Source organism: Cyclobacterium sediminis (assembly GCF_054781075.1).
This window is the reverse complement of sequence record NZ_BAAGVC010000011.1, coordinates 155,971-174,137: the sequence shown is the minus strand read 5'-3', so window position 1 is coordinate 174,137 and position 18,167 is coordinate 155,971. Positions and strand designations below refer to the sequence as shown.

The 18,167-nt window shown below is 38.0% G+C and carries 15 protein-coding genes; 3 read left to right on the top strand and 12 right to left on the bottom strand.

Annotated elements, in window-relative coordinates:
• Nucleotides 1–30: 30 nt before the first annotated feature.
• Nucleotides 31–1,479, top strand: coding sequence for a sulfatase-like hydrolase/transferase (locus ACYVHJ_RS13725; protein ID WP_460515670.1), 1,449 nt, complete (start codon nucleotides 31–33; stop codon nucleotides 1,477–1,479).
• 46 nt (nucleotides 1,480–1,525) lie between these two features.
• On the opposite strand, the gene ACYVHJ_RS13720 is transcribed toward ACYVHJ_RS13725, so the two are convergent.
• The 4 genes from ACYVHJ_RS13720 to ACYVHJ_RS13705 all read right to left on the bottom strand — a co-directional run bounded on the left by ACYVHJ_RS13720 (nucleotide 1,526) and on the right by ACYVHJ_RS13705 (nucleotide 4,117).
• Nucleotides 1,526–2,254 carry a metallophosphoesterase family protein gene (locus tag ACYVHJ_RS13720; RefSeq protein WP_460515668.1) on the bottom strand — a complete coding sequence of 243 codons (729 nt, stop codon included), beginning with the start codon at nucleotides 2,252–2,254 and terminating at the stop codon, nucleotides 1,526–1,528.
• A complete protein-coding gene (arsB, locus tag ACYVHJ_RS13715) occupies nucleotides 2,251–3,306 on the bottom strand; it encodes an arsenic resistance protein (RefSeq protein ID WP_460515666.1) in 1,056 nt (351 codons plus the stop codon). Before arsB ends, ACYVHJ_RS13720 begins: the two co-directional genes overlap by 4 nt.
• Nucleotides 3,307–3,477: 171 nt before the next feature.
• Nucleotides 3,478–3,687 carry a hypothetical protein gene (locus ACYVHJ_RS13710; RefSeq protein WP_339901889.1) on the bottom strand — a complete coding sequence of 70 codons (210 nt, stop codon included), beginning with the start codon at nucleotides 3,685–3,687 and terminating at the stop codon, nucleotides 3,478–3,480.
• 94 nt (nucleotides 3,688–3,781) lie between these two features.
• On the bottom strand, nucleotides 3,782–4,117 hold the full coding sequence (locus ACYVHJ_RS13705) for an ArsR/SmtB family transcription factor (protein WP_339901890.1): 336 nt from the start codon (nucleotides 4,115–4,117) through the stop codon (nucleotides 3,782–3,784).
• 568 nt (nucleotides 4,118–4,685) lie between these two features.
• Here ACYVHJ_RS13705 and ACYVHJ_RS13700 point away from each other — a divergent pair.
• Complete coding sequence (locus ACYVHJ_RS13700; RefSeq protein WP_460515664.1) at nucleotides 4,686–5,198, top strand: hypothetical protein; 513 nt, start codon at nucleotides 4,686–4,688, stop codon at nucleotides 5,196–5,198.
• Between the two features lies 1 nt (nucleotide 5,199).
• Entirely contained in the window at nucleotides 5,200–6,111 is a 912-nt protein-coding gene (locus tag ACYVHJ_RS13695; RefSeq protein WP_460515662.1) for a helix-turn-helix domain-containing protein, read from the top strand.
• A gap of 768 nt (nucleotides 6,112–6,879) precedes the next feature.
• Here the strand turns inward: ACYVHJ_RS13695 and ACYVHJ_RS13690 are convergent.
• From ACYVHJ_RS13690 to ACYVHJ_RS13655, 8 genes are all read right to left on the bottom strand, one after another.
• The gene (locus ACYVHJ_RS13690; RefSeq protein ID WP_460515660.1) at nucleotides 6,880–7,206 is read right to left on the bottom strand and encodes a DMT family transporter; all 327 of its coding nucleotides are present in this window, start codon (nucleotides 7,204–7,206) and stop codon (nucleotides 6,880–6,882) included.
• A 100-nt stretch (nucleotides 7,207–7,306) separates the two neighbouring features.
• On the bottom strand, nucleotides 7,307–9,958 hold the full coding sequence (locus ACYVHJ_RS13685; RefSeq protein WP_460515658.1) for a PAS domain S-box protein: 2,652 nt from the start codon (nucleotides 9,956–9,958) through the stop codon (nucleotides 7,307–7,309).
• 276 nt (nucleotides 9,959–10,234) lie between these two features.
• Nucleotides 10,235–11,482 carry a spondin domain-containing protein gene (locus ACYVHJ_RS13680; protein WP_460515656.1) on the bottom strand — a complete coding sequence of 416 codons (1,248 nt, stop codon included), beginning with the start codon at nucleotides 11,480–11,482 and terminating at the stop codon, nucleotides 10,235–10,237.
• A 285-nt stretch (nucleotides 11,483–11,767) separates the two neighbouring features.
• Nucleotides 11,768–13,225 (bottom strand): sensor histidine kinase, encoded by a 1,458-nt coding sequence (locus tag ACYVHJ_RS13675; RefSeq protein ID WP_460515654.1) that lies wholly within the window; start codon nucleotides 13,223–13,225, stop codon nucleotides 11,768–11,770.
• 5 nt (nucleotides 13,226–13,230) lie between these two features.
• Nucleotides 13,231–13,929, bottom strand: a complete 699-nt coding sequence (locus ACYVHJ_RS13670) for a response regulator transcription factor (RefSeq protein WP_460515652.1) — start codon at nucleotides 13,927–13,929, stop codon at nucleotides 13,231–13,233.
• Nucleotides 13,930–14,039: 110 nt separating this feature from the next.
• Nucleotides 14,040–15,617 carry an SGNH/GDSL hydrolase family protein gene (locus ACYVHJ_RS13665; protein ID WP_460515650.1) on the bottom strand — a complete coding sequence of 526 codons (1,578 nt, stop codon included), beginning with the start codon at nucleotides 15,615–15,617 and terminating at the stop codon, nucleotides 14,040–14,042.
• 366 nt (nucleotides 15,618–15,983) lie between these two features.
• The gene (locus tag ACYVHJ_RS13660) at nucleotides 15,984–16,931 is read right to left on the bottom strand and encodes an IPT/TIG domain-containing protein (RefSeq protein WP_460515648.1); all 948 of its coding nucleotides are present in this window, start codon (nucleotides 16,929–16,931) and stop codon (nucleotides 15,984–15,986) included.
• Complete coding sequence (locus ACYVHJ_RS13655; RefSeq protein WP_460515646.1) at nucleotides 16,928–18,163, bottom strand: hypothetical protein; 1,236 nt, start codon at nucleotides 18,161–18,163, stop codon at nucleotides 16,928–16,930. Before ACYVHJ_RS13655 ends, ACYVHJ_RS13660 begins: the two co-directional genes overlap by 4 nt.
• Nucleotides 18,164–18,167 lie beyond the last annotated feature (4 nt).

Genomic DNA, 18,167 nt, shown 5'->3' with positions numbered 1-18,167 from the left:
TATCAAGTTGTGTCAACCCAAATAAAAAATATGTCAAAATTTGATTTTTTACCCTTTAAAAAAGCACCATGCTTGTTTATTGTTGTGGTGATGTCTTTTCTAGTCGCTTGTAATCTGGATAAAAAAGATTTAAAACCCAATATTGTACTCATTTTCATTGATGATATGGGCTATGGGGATTTGTCTAGTTTCGGCAATCTTTCTGCTGAAACCCCCAATATTGACAAGTTGGCTGCTGAAGGTATTCGGTTTGATCAATTTTACGTAAATTCTCCCATCTGCTCCCCATCACGGGTGGCCATATCCACAGGCACTTATCCGCAAAGGTGGAACATTACATCCTATTTGGCCTATCGGAAGGTTAATGCGGAAAGAGGCCTTGCAAATTGGTTGGATCCTGCTGCTCCCATGCTAGCCAGGGATCTTAAGCAAGCGGGATATGTAACCGGCCATTTTGGGAAATGGCATATGGGTGGGCAAAGAGATGTTACCGAAGCTCCTCCCATCACGGATTATGGGTTTGATGAATCTTTAACCAATTTTGAGGGCATGGGAGCAAAGTTGTTGCCCTTGACCATGGATGAAAACGGGAAAGTGGGGCGTATATGGGAAGATGCAGAAATTCTTGGAGGTCCTGTCACTTGGATGCAAAGATCTGAAATCACCTCCGGTTTTATTGATGCAGCCATAGGCTTTATGGATAAAGCTCAAAATGAGAAAAAACCATTTTACGTAAATATCTGGCCTGATGATGTCCACAGTCCGTATTGGCCATCATTTAAGGAGTACGGACTGACCAAAGAATCAAGCAAGGAGGATTTGTATCATGCAGTTTTGGAAGAAATGGATTTACAATTCGGTAAGCTCTTCGACTTTGTTAACAATCATGAATCCCTACGTGAGAATACCTTGATTGTTTTTTGCTCAGACAATGGTCCGGAGCTAGGGGCCGGAAGTGCGGGGGATTTGAAAGGGTATAAAACCCATTTGTATGAAGGTGGTATCCGCTCTTCCTTGATTGTCTGGGGATCCACATTTATAAATGAGGAAACCAAAGGAAAGAGGAACAATACATCCGTATTTTCGGCCATCGATTTGAAGCCATCATTGCTTGCTTTTACCGGGGTGAAAGCTTCTGAAAATACCATTTCGGATGGTGAAAATGTATTGGAAACCCTGCTTGGTAAATCCAGTTTATCACGTCAATCACCAATTTTCTATAGCAGGCCTCCCGATAGGAAAAATTATTATGGTTTTGAAAACCTCCCTGACCTGGCTGTTCGGGATGGTGATTGGAAACTTCTTTGTGATTATGATGGAGGAAGACCGGAACTATATAATATTGCTGCAGATGAAGGGGAAAATCAAAATCTGGCTGAAATGGAGCCCCAAAGAGTGAAAGCATTGACTGATAAGGTTGTCAATTGGTACCAAACCATGCCGACAATGAAAATAGATTCGCTTTCAGTCTCAGAGTAAACCTAGGGGTAGGACAATTTTTCTGTGGTTGAAATGACTGGTTATTCTATTTTCCAATTCTTAAAGCGGTTGCCAATGAATTGTCAAAAGCACTTACTTCAACAGCCCTCGCCGCCTTTTCTATATCGTATTCAATTCTGCGAAAGCTTACTATTAACGAATCAGAATTATGTGAATTTAGGGACTGGTTGAACTCAATAAGTGCATAGCAAAGCCGGCTGTCTCCATCTTTAGGTTTACCTACGGAACCGATATTGATTACATGCTTATATCTATCTCTGGATTTTATTATGCTGTGGAAGGGTTTGTGGGTATGTCCACAAAGTAGCAGGTCTGCCCGATTTTGATCCATCAACTCCAAGACCTCCGATTCAGGATAGTCTTCCACCATATAATCTGTAGTTGATTTGGGACTTCCATGAACCATTAGCCAATTAAAATCCCCCCAAGAATTGCTAAAGGTTAGGGACAAGTGTCTGGGTAGATTGATCAAATATTCTCTATTTTCCTCAGTAAGCAAGGATCTTGTCAGCCCCTTATTGGTAAATTGTTCTTCCTTTGCCGGGGGCTTAAGTAAGGCTTCTTCATGATTTCCCATTATTGTAGGGATGTTCCTTTCCCGGATCTTCCTAACCACCTCATTGGGCCACACATTGTACCCTACCAAATCACCCAAACAGTAAATGGCGTCCGGATTTACTTGGTCTATATCCTTGAAAAAACCTTCTAGTGCCGGAAGGTTGGCATGGATATCAGAGAAGATAGCGATTTTCATTTTTCAGTAGGAAGGGGTTGACCATAATATTTCTTCTTTAGCCAAAGGGATATTCTTACCAATAATATCAAAGCAGGAACCTCTACCAAGGGGCCAATTACTCCGGTAAAAGCCTGGCCTGAATTTAGACCAAATACGGCAATGGCTACCGCTATAGCAAGCTCAAAATTATTCCCTGCAGCGGTAAAAGCAATCGATGCATTTTTGTCGTATTCAGCACCGGTTGCTTTGCTTATAAAGAAGCCTATTAGGAACATTAAGGTGAAATAAATCAATAATGGGATCGCGATGCGCACCACATCCATTGGGATTTTCACAATCATCTCCCCCTTTAGTGAAAACATCACAACAATGGTAAACAAGAGTGCAATCAATGTTAATGGAGAAATGGCCGGAATAAATTTGTTGGTATACCAAGTTTCGCCCTTGTATTTTATTAGGAAGAATCTGCTAAGCATGCCTGCCAAAAAAGGAATGCCCAAATAGATGGCTACACTTTCTGCAATGGTGGCTATGGAAATGTCAACAATGGCTCCTTCGAAACCAAAATAAGGAGGTAAAACTGTGATGAAAATCCACGCATAAAAACTATAGCCAAAGACCTGAAAGATACTGTTGAGCGCTACCAGACCGGCACCATATTCACTACTTCCTTCCGCCAGGTCATTCCAAACCAAAACCATGGCAATGCAACGTGCCAATCCAATTAAGATTAAGCCCACCATGTATTCAGGATAATCTTGGAGGAACAGCAAGGCCAGAACAAACATCAGAACCGGTCCAATGATCCAGTTAAGCAATAAAGATACGGATAGAATTTTTACGTTTTTAAATACTTTTGGTAGTAAGCTGTAATTAACCTTGGCCAGGGGAGGGTACATCATTAGGATTAGACCGATGGCAATGGGGATATTGGTACTTCCTTTACTAAAAGATTCAATAAATGAAGCGCTAGATGGGATAAGGTAGCCAATACCTACTCCCAAACCCATGGCTATAAAGATCCAAAGGGTAAGGTATTGATCCAGAAAACTTAGTTTTTTATTGCTCATTTTCTTTTTTATTACTGATATAAACACTTTTAACTTTGATATAAAATTATACCCTGTGGTTTAGGGGCTTATTTGAAGTTTTACTACCTGTATTGGATTCTGTAAATGATTATTGAATCTACTACGTTTTTATCTACCCGAGAAAGTATTGATTCCTTCTGCAATATTAAATTAGTTGGCTGCTGTAGATGCCCATATTTGACTCATATGACTCCTTCTACTGTTATGGGTACAAATGAAAGTTAAATTTGCATCCTCATTGGATTGTTTTTTGGTCTTTACGAAAAGGGCGATTTTCTTTAGTTGATTTTTACGATCTTGGGGTATAGCTTCCCTACCGGCCTTCACGGTTTCAATGTATTTACTTAGTTCGGGACACATGGTAATGGCTTCTTCTTTTGGTTTTCCTTACATTTTTATTATGATTTTTGATATTGTTTTATTGCATTATTACGATGGCTCTGTTAAAATTTTTTCAACAACAATCTCCTTGATTAGGATTTTTAAACTTTTCGAATGTTTGGTTAAACAAGTCCTTGATTTCATTCCATCTCGTTGGATTGATACAATAGCTTACCCTAGGCCCTTCAATAGTTCCCTGAATGATCCCAATATCTTTTAGCTCTCTTAAATGCTGGCTTACGGTGGGTTGAGCTAAGCCAAGTTCTTGTACCAAATCTCCATTGACACAGGCATTGGTTTTAATTAAAAAGTGAATGATGGCCACTCGTGCAGGGTGAGCAAAAGCTTTGGCCACAAGCGCCAGATTATTTTGCTCTTTGGTAAATAGATCTGATTTTGTTAAACCCATATTTCGAAATATTTCATTGCAATATTACGATTAGATTTTTACCCTTCAAAATTTTGAGGCAAAATTTATGGTGATCTCCAGCGTGTTATCGTTCGCTATCAATGAAACGTCCTATTCCAGAAAGGCCATGAACCAATTCAATTAGCTTGGTTGGATTAAATAGGCTTTAATAAAAGTCCCTGAAACGGCATTATTTGGAAAAAATATAAATGGATCAAGAGTTAAGTCAGTTTGCCAGTGGCATGAACGAGTATTTGATACAGCTTACCAAAAAGTATACAAGATTTGAAAATGCGTGTAAAAGTTTAGACCGTCAATGGCTTTATCTTTGAATCATAAATAATATCATGCTTAGCGAAGAATAGATTAGCAAATGGATTTGGTGAGTAAGGTAAGGTGATTGAATAATTAGAAAACGTAAACCTATCATTTTTACATGAACCACAAGCGGTACAGCTTATGAATCAGCAATTACAGAGCTGTTGGAAATAAGTTGTGGGAGTTGTCTGAAAAGGCAACAAGTATTAATTGGAATTTATAAATTGAAGTAACTTTAAATTACAATATCATGGATATATTAAAGTCAGCAATTGATTGGGCGAAAGCCGAACTTTTTTCAACACCATTTTTCATCCTTTTTGGACTGGTATTTATGGTGGCTAGTTTAATTTTTTGGCAATTGGGGAAAACAGAAATGGCCAAGGCCTACATCATTCCCGCTTTGGTGGCGGGTGCTTTGCTATTGATCATAGGCTTAGGATTATTTTTTACCAATAAAGCAAGAATTACGCAATTTGAGACAGCTTACAATGCAGATGCAAAGGCTTTTGTGGCCGCTGAACTTGAGCGAACTGAAAGCACTTTAAAGGAATATGAAAATGTTGTTTTTACAGCTATTCCGATAATTATTGCAGCTTGTGCGCTCCTACTTCTATTTGTTAATTTACCTATTTGGAGGGCAAGTGTGATTACCGCTATCGCCATGTTAGTGGTGATTTTGTTGATTGATGGCACTGCCCATGCTCGGATCGACAAATACAACAAACAATTGCAACAAGCAGCAATAGAATTGGATAAATAAGATGCAACATTTTAAAACATTATCGGCCTATTTGGAATACCTGGAGCTTCCTCGTCCGGAGCATCCCATGCTAAGTGTGTTCTCTGCCATAGGAGATGGGTTTTTACCTTGCCCAAAAGAGAGTTCACCACCCATCACCAACGATTGCTACACCATTAGCTTCAAAAAAATTGTGAAAGGGGATTTAAATTATGGACGAACCAAATATGACTTCACCAATGGAGCTTTGTTTTTCATGGCCCCCAGGCAGGTTTTGCAGTGGGATAGTAGTGTTGTATTTGAGCAAAAGGGGTTTTCTATCAACTTCCATGAAGATTTTATCAAGGGAACGGAGTTGGCCCATCAAATTAAAAAGTATGGATTTTTCTCTTACTCGGTCAATGAGGCACTTCACCTTTCTCCTCGAGAAGAAAAGCAGATTGAATCAATAGTGGAGAATATTGACCTGGAATACCAGAACAATCAGGATGAATTTAGCAAGGAAATAATTGTTTCACAGCTGAGCACCCTATTGAAGTATGCCAATCGGTTTTATGAAAGACAGTTTATCAATCGGAAGGTGCTTTCAAATGATCTATTGGAGCAGTTTAATCTAGAGTTGGAAAAATATTTTGATTCGGGGCAATTGCAAGAAAATGGAATTCCCAGCATTGAGCTGATTGCAGAGAACCTGTCGGTTTCCCAGCGTTACCTAAGTGATACCCTCAAAAAGGAAACAGGAAAAACATCAACAGAACATTTACAATTGTACCTGATAGATGAGGCCAAGAATATATTATTGAATCCAAATAAAACGGTTGCTGAAGTGGCCTATGAATTGGGTTTTGAATACCCTCCTTATTTTTCAAGGCTCTTCAAGAAGAAAGAAGGAATAAGCCCTACCGAATACAGGGAAAAATTCAAGATGAATTAAATTTTCAAAAAATCGATTCCCAAAATCAATAGCCCCCAGCTTCAGCTGGGGGATTGGGGTGATTTGTTTTTGATTGGGCTTTAGCCCAAATATATACCCGATTGCGTTAATAAATAATTATTTTGCCTACCTCAAAAATATAGGGGATTTGGAAGGGGCCACCATTACCGTATCCTAATTTCGGCTAAAGCCGGATGCTATTACATAGCCCATCACAAACGGGCTAAAGCCCATTCCTATTGAGGGGTAATGGTTAATCAAATTGTTTTGGGTAAAAATGATGCTTTTCACAAGGGGATTGCTTTCCTAAATCAAATGATTTAGGCTAAACCGTAATAGGTTTAATGCTTCCAATTGTCCATTGAACCCCGAAAATCAATAGCCCCCAGCTTTAGCTGGAGGATTGGGATAATGTGTTTTTGATTGGGCTTTAGCCCAACTATATACCCGATGGCGTTAATAAATAATTATTTTGCCTACCTCCAAAATATAGGGGATTTGGAAGGGGCCACCATTACCGCATTCAAAATTCGGCTAAAGCCGGATGCTATTACATAGCCCATCACAAACGGGCTAAAGCCCGTTCCTATTGAGGGTTAATGGTTAATCAATTAATTCAGGTATAGATTCAATGCGGGTTGATTTGTATTTCCATCCAATGGAATTCCCGAAAATCAATAGCCCCCAGCTTTAGCTGGGGGGGGAATTGCATATAGTTTCAAGGGGATTTAGCCCAAATATTTGGTTCCTTTTATTTAAATAGGATAGTTAATTGGAAACAACCTTGAGTCCTATAATTGATCCCACTAAGCTGATAAGAAACAGTATTCTCCAAAATGTGGCAGGTTCTTTAAATACCAAAATCCCTACCAATACTGTTCCTACTGCTCCTATCCCTGTCCAAACTGCATAGGCCGTTCCTATGGGTAAAGACTGGGTTGCCTTGATTAATAGACTCATGCTAATGAACAGGGCAAGGGTAAATCCGGCATACCAAAGGTACATTTCATTTCCTGAACTGCCTTTGGCCTTTCCTAGACAAAAAGCAAAGGCTACTTCAAATAATCCTGCAAAAATTAATACGATCCAATTCATTTCTTTTTTCTGCAAATCTCGGAAATCAAATAGGATTTTCACTTTAAAATGCCAGAAAATCGAAATTAATCACACCTACAACTCAAATCCTTAAATTGATTTAAAATTTTATGATAAAAGTAGTCCCTTTCCCCACCTCACTTTTGGCCGAAATTACTCCTCCCATGGCCTCTACATGCTTTTTGGTTAGGAATAAACCCATTCCTTTGGCTTCCTTGTTTTCATGGAAAGTTTTATGGAGACCAAATAAGTTTCTTCCGTGCTTCTTAAGGTCAATGCCTAAACCATTGTCTTTTACCGAAAGCACAATTCGTCCGGAGTCCTTGTGAGATTTTAATTGGATGATTGGTTCCCTGTCAGGAGAACGGTATTTTATTGCATTTCCTACTAGGTTGAGGAATATGCTTTCCAAGAAGATACGGTTAAAAGTGATTTTTGGGGCTTGGGAAAAATCTGCAATTATTTGAGCCTTTGATTCCATGATATGACCAACCAACATCTCTTTGGTTTTGCCCAATATTTCATCAAAAGTGAGGATTTCAATTTTTTTGGAACCCTCATGTTGAATTTTGAGCAAGTCTACTAAATTATCCAAGGTGCTAATTAAGTGCTTGCTTACAGTTTCAAAGTTCTCGATAATGGTGCTTTTTATCTCCTGCCCTTCACTTGTATGATAGAATTGGAGTAGGGAATTCAAGTTATTGGCAGGTGCCCTTAAATTATGAGAGGTGATATGAGCGAAATTGGCAAGTTGAAGGTTTTGGGAAGTAAGTTTTTCAGTTAGCACCTCTAGGTTTTCGTTGGCTTTTTTAAGTTTATTTTGATTTTCCACCAATTCTGTAATGTCCGTTGCAATTCCTAGAAAGCCAAAAACTTCTCTTTGGCTAGTTTTTAAAGTGGTTAAGGCAAGCAAAACAGTGAGATTTTTACCATCCTTTCTAATGTAGGTACACTCTATAGCGCCTATGTTTATTTGATTGGCTATTTCCTTAAATATATTAAATCCATTAATTGCTTTATCCGAAGAGGGTAATATTTTATTTCCGATTTTTTCAATTTCTTCCATGGAATGAAAAACCTCAGGCGTCTTTTTACCTATCATTTCAGCCTTGGAATATCGGAGCATCTTTTCAGCACCCCGGTTAAAGTGATTGATTGTACCTTGATTGTCCGTGCCAATTACTGAAACCAGTTCAGAGTTTAACATTGCATTTAATTCTTCATTGACACGATTCAATTTTATTTCAGCCTTTTTTACTGTTGTGATGTCTTGAAAAACGCCAAAAATGCGTCTACAACGTCCTTCCATAAACTCTGCCTGACCGATGGAACGTACCCATACTTCATTTTCCTTTGCCGTGACCAATTCAAATTCCAAATCATATGAATCGCCCTTTTCAATGGCATTTGCCACTGCCTTACTTATCAATTCACGACTTCTCCCTTCTTTATAAAAGTTAATGGCTGTATTTACGTCCGGTACAAAATTTTCCGGCACTTCATGGATCTCACGTACCACTTTGCTCCAGATTAACTTTTCTTCGTCTAAATTATATTCCCAAGTGCCTATTCTTGAAATTTCATTGGTCTTTTCCAATATGGCTTCAACCCTCTTTTTCTCAATTTCTTCTTTTTTAATGGGCGAGATATCTTCTGTATGAATGAGTAGCCCACCCACTTTGTTTTCTGAAATATGCCAAGGGCGAACATCTATTTTAACCCACTTTTTGCTTCCGTCAATCCCTAAAAAAAGCTCTTCTTTTTTGATATATGTTTCCCCTTTCAAGCATTTTTGATAAATCTTCTTTCGATTTTCTCCAATGTTAGGGAAAATTTCGAAATGAGATTTTCCTATAATTTCCTTACCCTCCAAAACATAATCTTTAACCCACTTTTCAGACACGGCCATATATCGCATTTCTTTGTCCACCATGGCAATGGCATAGGGTGATTGCTGAATGAAGATGGCATTACGTTTGTTGCTTTCTTTCAGCTCCGTTTCAAATCTAATTCGTTCTGAAACATCTCTAATTGTAGCCATTACCAAAGAATCTCCATTTAATTGGACGGGTATAAGGCTTATTTCAACATTGAAATTTTCTCCATTCTTTCTCTGCCCATATAATTCCAACCCTTTCCCCATTGGCCTGAAATTGGACGATTGGAAAAATGACTTGATGTGGGATTTGTGTTTTTCTCTTAGTTTTTCCGGGAGTAAAAACTCTATTTTCTGGCCAATTGCTTCATGATTAGCATACCCAAAAATATTTTCCAACTGTTGATTCACATATTGTATGGTGCCCGAGCTATTTATAATAACTATGGCATCCGGAGCAAACTCAAGAATATTTTCATGGTAATTTATTGAAATAGGTTTAACCTCAGTAATTTCATTGGTTTCAGTTTTCCGGGTGTAATAAGCTGTGAACCCTATTAATTTATCATTTTCAATATCGGGAGTATAGCTGACGGAAAAATAGTTAACTCCTTTACTCTCATTAATTATTTCCAAAGAGAATTTTTGCGGATTACCTGCTAATACCTCCTTTAAATGGGGGATTTGCTTCTGATAACTTTGGCCTAATGCATCTCTAAGGCTTAGTTTACCTATCACCTTTTCGTAGGGTTTGCCAAGCCAATTTAAAAATGAAGTGTTAGCAAATTGGCAAATTTCATTCGTATCCCAATAGACCAATGATTCAGGTATTTGATTTGCTGCTTTAATACCTATCGCGTCTTTGACAGATGACATAATTAAAAATCGTTTTAAATAATATTGGGAATTGCATTTGAATATACAAATAGAAGACTAAAATTGCACGGTACAAACGGATAAAATTAATGAAGAGTGGTTAATTGGAAATTTCAATGTGGGTCTTTTGGTGGTAATCTTGGTCAAAACATAGGAAGTCATCTTAGCATTAAAAATGTTGAATTTTCCTATTCACGGTGAACTCATCCTTGTGGAATTATAAGCCGAAGTACCGATTGAAAGCGGATACTTCGGCTTTAAAGCTTGTCTAAGCTTTTACATAGGAGTAATGGTAACTTTCACCATTTCGGCTAGGGTTGGAATATTATTAGTAGGATTAGCTTCTTTACTAATAATGCCACCTTCATCAATACCGGTATTAGGCCCGGCCTGCCTTAAAGGTTGATTTTTACCTGCACCGGCATATTCATCTTCTTCCGTTCCGGAGTCAAATAGATATACATTGCCTGTAATGTCTCCTGATATGGCCATGCCGTTAGAAAATAAATCCAAATTATCTGCCCCAATAAACCAATCATTTGATTGGACTAACATGCTGGCAAAGGATAGTTTGTCTCCTTTTTCAGCTGTAAATGTAAAGGAATAAGTGCTGCCTGGAAGCAAAGGCCCCGGGGAGCTCATTCCAACCGGTGCGTTAAATACTTGGTCAAATCCTGATGCATCTCCATCTTCTGCCAAACTTTCCAGTGCAGCACTTGATGATTGTCCGCTCATAAAGATCATATTTTCAGCAGCTATACTATAAACACCCGGAGCAAGTGGTGAAAAATATCCTGTGTTGTTCATTAATTCCGTGTTTAAAACTGAATTTCCTCCATCTTCGGCCAAAGGCTCCAAACCAAGTCCGGCAATTTCGTTACTTGAGAAAATTGGCATTTGATCATCGTTATGAATGACCCATACACCAGGGGCAAAAGGCGAAGGCAATTCGGTGTTTTCGGAAATATTGGTAATGGTAATGGTAAACATTGTGCCTCCATCATGTGCAATTTCCACCTTGATGCTTTCTTGGCTAGCAGGATAGGTAAATGTATCATTGACCAAATTTACCGGATTGTTTTCAGATGGTCCAGTGTTGGCTTCGCTTTGTCGCAATGGTTGGTTGGGGCCTACTCCGGGTGCTTCATTGATTTCGGTACCCGCGTCCCATAAGGAAATCATTGTGCTTACATCTCCTATGACTGGATTTCCATCTTCATCGTAAAGGGGGATCCCGTCTTCATCCGGAGAATAAAACAAATCGTTGGATTCAACCAGCATTGTAGCAAAGCTTAAGGCGTGTCCGATGCCCGCATTGAAACTAAAAGATTCACTGTTTCCGGGGGTAATTAAACCCGTAAGTCCCGTATGAAAATAATCTTTGGCTTCAAAAATATTCTCAATGGTAACAGTAAACTCACTGCTTATGGTCTCAGGCATTTCATCTTCCTTAGTGTCGCATCCGTTGAACATAACAATTGAAGCGAGAATGGCTGAAAAGCTAAATAATCTTACATTTTTCATGGTATTTTTTTTTGGTTAACAATTGATTTATTAGGAGAGCTTTTAACTGTCCAGCCTATACTATGATTGAGTAGTTTGATATCCTTTTTCTAATTGGATTCTAAATGGAGCCAGAACGAGGATATAGAACAGGCTTGTTCAGCCTTTTCAGTTGGCAGTACTTGGATCAAATTGTATAGGAAATTTTCGAAATTGAGGACTTTCTCATCGTGATAAAGATTTATTGTTTGACTTTATCAAAATAAGCGATAGGGTATCACGAAAGGATCACAAAAAAATCAAATTTTAAGAATAGACGGGGAGCCTGAAGGAAAAAGTAGTGCCTACATTCAACTCGCTTTCTACTTTAATGTCTAGTTTATGCAATTCAAGGATCTTTTTAACAATAGCAAGTCCTAATCCGGTGCCTTTGTGCGTTCCATAGGCTCCTTTTTTATACCGGTCAAAAATATAGGGGAGCTCCTCAGAGGATATACCAATTCCGGTATCTTTGATGGTAACCTCGATGGATGAAGTAGCTTTTTTTTCTATGGAAATCAATACTGTCCCCCCCGCTGGAGTATGATTCAGGGCATTTTCTAAAAGGTTTTGAAAAACCCTTTCCATCAAAGCAATGTCAGCAAAAACCAAGGTGTTGTTTTCCGCCATGTTAATCTTAAAGTCAATGGACTTGCTTTTTGCCATTAGGTCGAATTTCATCACCATATCAGAAAGCAATTCATTAATGGAAAAAGTTTCTTTTTTGGTTTCCACCTGCTGGGCTTCTAGTTTTGAAATCTCAAAAAGATTTTCCACCATTTTTTTAACCCTTTGGGTACTGGAAAGGATGGTGTTTAAATATTTAATCTTTGTTGGTTTATCCAACTTTTCTTCAAGCAAAACCAAGGTCTCTGCATAGCCTTGAATGGATGTTAATGGTGTTCTAAGGTCATGGGAAATGTTGGAAATTAATTCCTTTCTAAGTTTTTCTACCGAACGAATTTCATTGATATTGCTGACAATGGTGTCCGCCATTGAATCGATGTTATTGGCCAATACAGATAACTCTCCTTTTGATTGTAAACGAATGCGGGCCTTGAGGTCACCTTGTTTGAACCGATTTACAGCTACACTTATTTTATTAACATTTTTAGTAAGGTACCAGATTACCATAAAACCGACGATTATTGCTGTCAAAAATGTGATAAACACAGCTTTAGTGGCCAACTTGATTTGATAATTATGGGCGAGCATATCTATTACACTAGTGTATTCTTCACTTGCCAAAATGATATAAATATACCCCACAGTTTGTTCGTTGTTTTTAATGCTAGCGGCTGAAAATATTTTTTGGATACCCGGATTCCTTGGGTCTTCCCCTTTAATAAATTCTTCTTTATTATTAATAAATCGATGAATAGGTACGAGGTCGAGTCGGCCAAGTTTTACCTTTCCAAATGGAGCGTAATAGCTAAGTATTTTTCCTTCCTTATCCAGCAAATAAACTTCAACAGAAGGATTTAAAACCATCACATTGTGAAACAAGTCCTCTACCTCCTTCTCATTGATTGAACCATTGATAAATGGTTGTGTGAACTTGGCTACTCTTTCAGCAAGCGATCGATTTAGCTTTTGTGAAGTTTCTTGGGAGTAAATCAAAGACGAATTATGGGTAGTGTAAATAAATACCCCTGAAATAATAAGTAGAATGATTAGAAAAAATAGGGACAAGCGCCAAAATAGGCTGTTTGAAATTCTTTTCATAAAGCTTATAATTCATCATTGAACTTGTAGCCTACTCCCCAAGAGGTCAAAATGAATTTGGGTTTATTGGGTGTACGCTCGATTTTAGCACGCAGGCGGTTAATATGTGAATTTACAGTATGGTCGTAGCCATTGTACTCATACCCCCAAATAATGTTAAGTAGCTTTTCCCTCGAATAAGTTACCCCTTTGTTTTTTGCTAAAAAGTAAAGGAGTTCAAATTCTTTTTTTGTTAGATCTATAGGGCTATCATTAAGGGTAACCTTGCGCTTAAAGATGTTAATTACCAACTCCTCAAATTGAAAAATATCTTCCTCATTTTCAATAATAGAAATAGAGCTTCGGCGAATAATTGCTTTAATCCTAGCAATAAACTCTCTGATGCTAAAAGGTTTGCTTATATAATCATCTGCTCCGGATTCCAGGCCCAGAACTTTGTCAATTTCTTCAGTTTTAGCAGTGAGCATTACAATAGGAGTTTGTACTTTCTCCCTTCTTAATTTGTGACAAATATCCAATCCATCTCCATCCGGAAGCATCAAGTCCAACAGGATGAGCAGATACTGGTTTTCAAGCGAACGTTTCATGCCTTCAGTAAAGTTATTGACACAATCAACCTCATACCCTAAATTGCTAAGGTGCAAGGCTACCAATTCAGCAATATCCTTATCGTCCTCGATTAGCAGTATCTTTTTCTCGCTCATAATACAATATTGAAAAAAAAATATCACAAAACTTTCACAAACATATTTTATATGCCAGGTGGCCGGTTTAAACCTGAAATATGCAATAGATAATCTATTACATGTTGAAATCAATTCAAATTATTAACGATGATTTTGGAGAGCATTTCTTGCCCATCTTCTTCAGGGTGAATACCATCTTTGGCTAAGGAGGTCCACTGAGGGGCCAAAGGGGTATGAATATCAATAAAAGTGCAGTCATTTTTTTCTGCTACTTTTTTGAATTGAGGGATAAGCCACTTGACCCTTTCGGAAGAACCATGGTATTTCTCTTTCATTATATCGTCTTCGCCGCAAGGAGGAGGTGAAATTACATACACCTGAGGTTTGTATTTAAGGTATACAGCATGCGATTTTATACCTTTTAACAATCGATTCATGTTTTCCGCAATTTCATGTTTTCTGGGTTCAAAAACTGCTTTGCAATCATTTGTGCCTAGCAAAATGACCACCTTGTCAAGTCCGTGTAAAGTTTTTTCGGCCTCATTCAGGTACCTGTCTAAGTTGCTTAAGGTATTTAACTTTTCTTGACCATTGTTATCAAAACCAATGGTGTTTCCGGAGATGCTGGTATTGTAGATAAAATCCTCAAACTGTGCGTTTCTCAATTGATCTACCCAGCCATTTCTCTTCGCCCCATTTGAATCTCCAATGGCCAAAACTTTGTCCGTTTCTATTTGATCTAGCGCCACACTGGTAAGACATTCATGGGTGCCTTCAAAAATGGCAAGTTTTACCAAATCCTTATAAGTCTTCTGATAATGTATTAATCTGTCGGCAATGCTGTCTTTATTGGTTGCAACAAAATTCCTTGAGGCAAGCATTTCTTTGATGTCCTTCTGGGGAATTAACTCTTTTTTCTCCAGTGAGTCAAAATCAGCAACTACCTTATTGTAAAAATCCAAAGATTGGGTAATGGGCACTGACCCGGTGTACCCATCATGGATTCCCGCATAGATATAAAGTTTGCTGTTTTTGCGTTTCTCAATTGGTGTTGGCATATGGATGGGAGACCTTTTAATGGCTTCCGCTTCATTGATGTGGTAATTTTCTTCATCAAATGCAGCCCCTTTTACAGTAGATAAGGCAATATCCCTTGAGTATTTGTTTCCCCGCCCTTCTGATTCATAATACCATTTTTTGATATCAGAAATTGGAACCCAAGCTGAAAAGGTCTTTACTGGAAAATTGGTCTTCATATAAGTGAGTAAGGTGGCATGTCCACCTCCGCTCGTACCTATTACGTGAATATTATTAGGGTCCGCAGTGCTGTTTTCTAAAGCGTAGGCTATGGCATCTTCAATGTCTTGAATTACAAACTCACTTCCAAGGGCTTCAAAGGTTTTGTTTGGCCCCCTGAAATCTGGATGGATGTAATTGTAGTCCCTTTTGAGAATTTCTTTAACAAGTTCATCTTCTTGTTCATAATTACCGCTCCAGGTGTGGAGGCTGACAATTAATGGTCGGTTTGGCTGTGTAGCAGCATAATAATAGGCGGGTTGTTTTTCTCCATCCAAAGTGGAGGTAATCATTACTTTTTTACAGGCTTCAGGCCATTTTTCAATATGCGTATTGTCCCAAGCAGGGTCTTTTTGTGCAAAGGTATTCGTGAAAATTAGAATAAGAATTGATAGAATGCTGAATTTCATTGAGGTCTGATATTTACACGATTCAATATTGACTATTGCGCCCTGAGATTTTGTGCTGATATTAACAAAGTTTTTCGTCCGTAAAAGAGCTCATATCGGCTTTTTACGAACCAAAATTTAATTTAAGAACTTTGCGTCAATATTTAGTCCAATGATTTTGGGTTTTAATAAAAGTAGAGGGGTTTCAATTAAACACTCCATTTTTTATTCAGTATTAGAAGAGATCAAAGGATATGGTTTTGTGGCTTGATTTGTTGTGTATGAGGGCAGGGATGGAGAGGGGTTACTGTTGAATATTTTTCGTCTGTATTTGTAATCAAGGGATTTAAACGATTTTGAAACACCATGCTATCAATCAGCCTTTATTCAAGGAGTTTTAAATTCAAAGACTTTGTTGCCTAAGGAATATGTCTTGCCACGAATTTCGAGGGTCAGGTACTGGTTGGTCTCAGAATAAGAGATTCTGGGTTTAAATACTATCTTATCGTTTCCGGCATATTCAACGGTGACATTGGTCCAATGAATGCTTTCCAGAATAGCATTGCTGGTGACAATTTTAAGATTAGCGTCTTTTAAATAGTTGCCGTGTATTTCGACACTGCCCCCATAATCTATTAATTGAATATCTCTTACTTCGAATTCAGCATCCTGGAAGGGGATATTTACATTCATTGAAATTGTTTTATCCAAAACCTGAAGGGTGACATCAAAGTAGTCCGGACCATTTTCGCTGGTATTGAACTCGTAAAATTCAGGAACAATAAATTTGAATGAATTTTCCTCAATATTAATAACTTGGGCTTCTTGGTTTTGAAAATTCACTGCATACTTATCGGTGAGTTTACTTAGCTTACTGCCCCAAACAGTGATGGTGTCTCCATAATAAATGGGTGTTTTATATTCAAACTTTTCAAAAATAAAACCCGGCGCCCCCTGACTTACAAATCCAATGGGTTTTGAATATACCCTTTCAGTGGTGGTTTGTATGAATGCAACCACGGCATAGTTTACTCCATTGATTAAAGATTGTTCGACTTTCATCGAAAACTGATCTCCCGGTTTGCCTACCTGCGAAATAACCTCGGAATTTTCCATAATAGGATAGTCATTTAGGCTATAAAGGAAGCCGTATTCAATAATCTCCTCGCTACCAAAATCGTAGATATTGCAAGCAAATCCTACCCCCGTTTCATCAATACTTTGAATGTAGGTAGCACTAAATCTGGGGTTCGTCCTTGGTGACAATTCTTCTTGTTCACAGCCAGTAATTGAGAAAATGGCCGATAATGCGATAATAAATAAATGTCTTTTCATAACCTAAAACCTATCATATAAGAGGCAACAAGGGAATTGTAGTAAGATTGACGACTGCTTAAATCTATCGTGTATCCTTTTGAAACATGCTCCAGTTGAAATTCTGAAACTATGCCGAATCGATTTTTGTACAAGAAGTTGACGCCTAGTTTTATTGCTGGTGAAAATTTTGAAGATGAGTAAGAGAATACAGATTCTTCAGAAAGCCGTACTGTAACAGGTTCATAGGTGATTTTATGGTCAACAATACTAAATTTACTTTTTAATGTATTGGAGCGTATGACTGCTCCAGCACCAATATAGAATTCATTATTTCGGGTCCGAAATGTTAAATAATTGATAAAGATGGGGATAATTATTGTTGAACTAGAAAACTCCTCTGTAGCAGAATATCGCTGATTTGGTTTAAACAATTCCATATTAATCACATTATCACCTTTGGTAAAACCTATGCCCGAGTCAAAAGCAAAACGTGGCAATCGCCTCCAGTGATCCAGCTTAACTCCAAGGCTTATAAATGGGCTATAGTTGGTGTTGAAAACATGAGGGATTTCATCGAAGGAATCTTTTGTTAAATAGGATTGGCTATACTGTACGCCTGCTCCAGGGACAAGTGAGGCTCTTACAAAAGGAAGATTTTTGACATTCAATTGATAGGGTTTTTTCTCACAAGCATAGTAGGCCTCAAACGTAGATATTAGCTCTTTCTCTGATAAATTAGTTTTGGAAATTTTTTCCTGCAATTCATTTCCGCAGGGACCGTAAAGAATATAGCTTAAGCGCCCCATATACTCCCGGTCTTTTGTCCTCACTAATTTTCCATCGACATCCTTGGACTCAGAAACGACATATAATTCTAAGAAATGCGCCTCATTTTCTATAAAATAACGGTTCCGATAACTTAATAGGCTGACATTTCCTTGCAAAACTATTTGAAAAAAGACTGTTCCTTCCTTTTCTTTATTAGGCATGGGCCTGCTCTTAAACCTTCTGCCATTCTCCAATCCGAATTCTTGAATTTCTTCAGGATAATAATTGGTTTTAACTCCTTCAGTATTTATAAAAGGGATAGATTTGGTATGATTAAAATCAAAGGATTTTTTAATGGTACCGTAAATTTTGTGACCCTCTTGATTGATGATGTAATCTTGATTTACCTCTTGGCTATAAGCAAGAGGGGAAAAGGCAAACATACATAAAATAGCTGTTGCCAGTAACTTTGTGAAACTCATATTT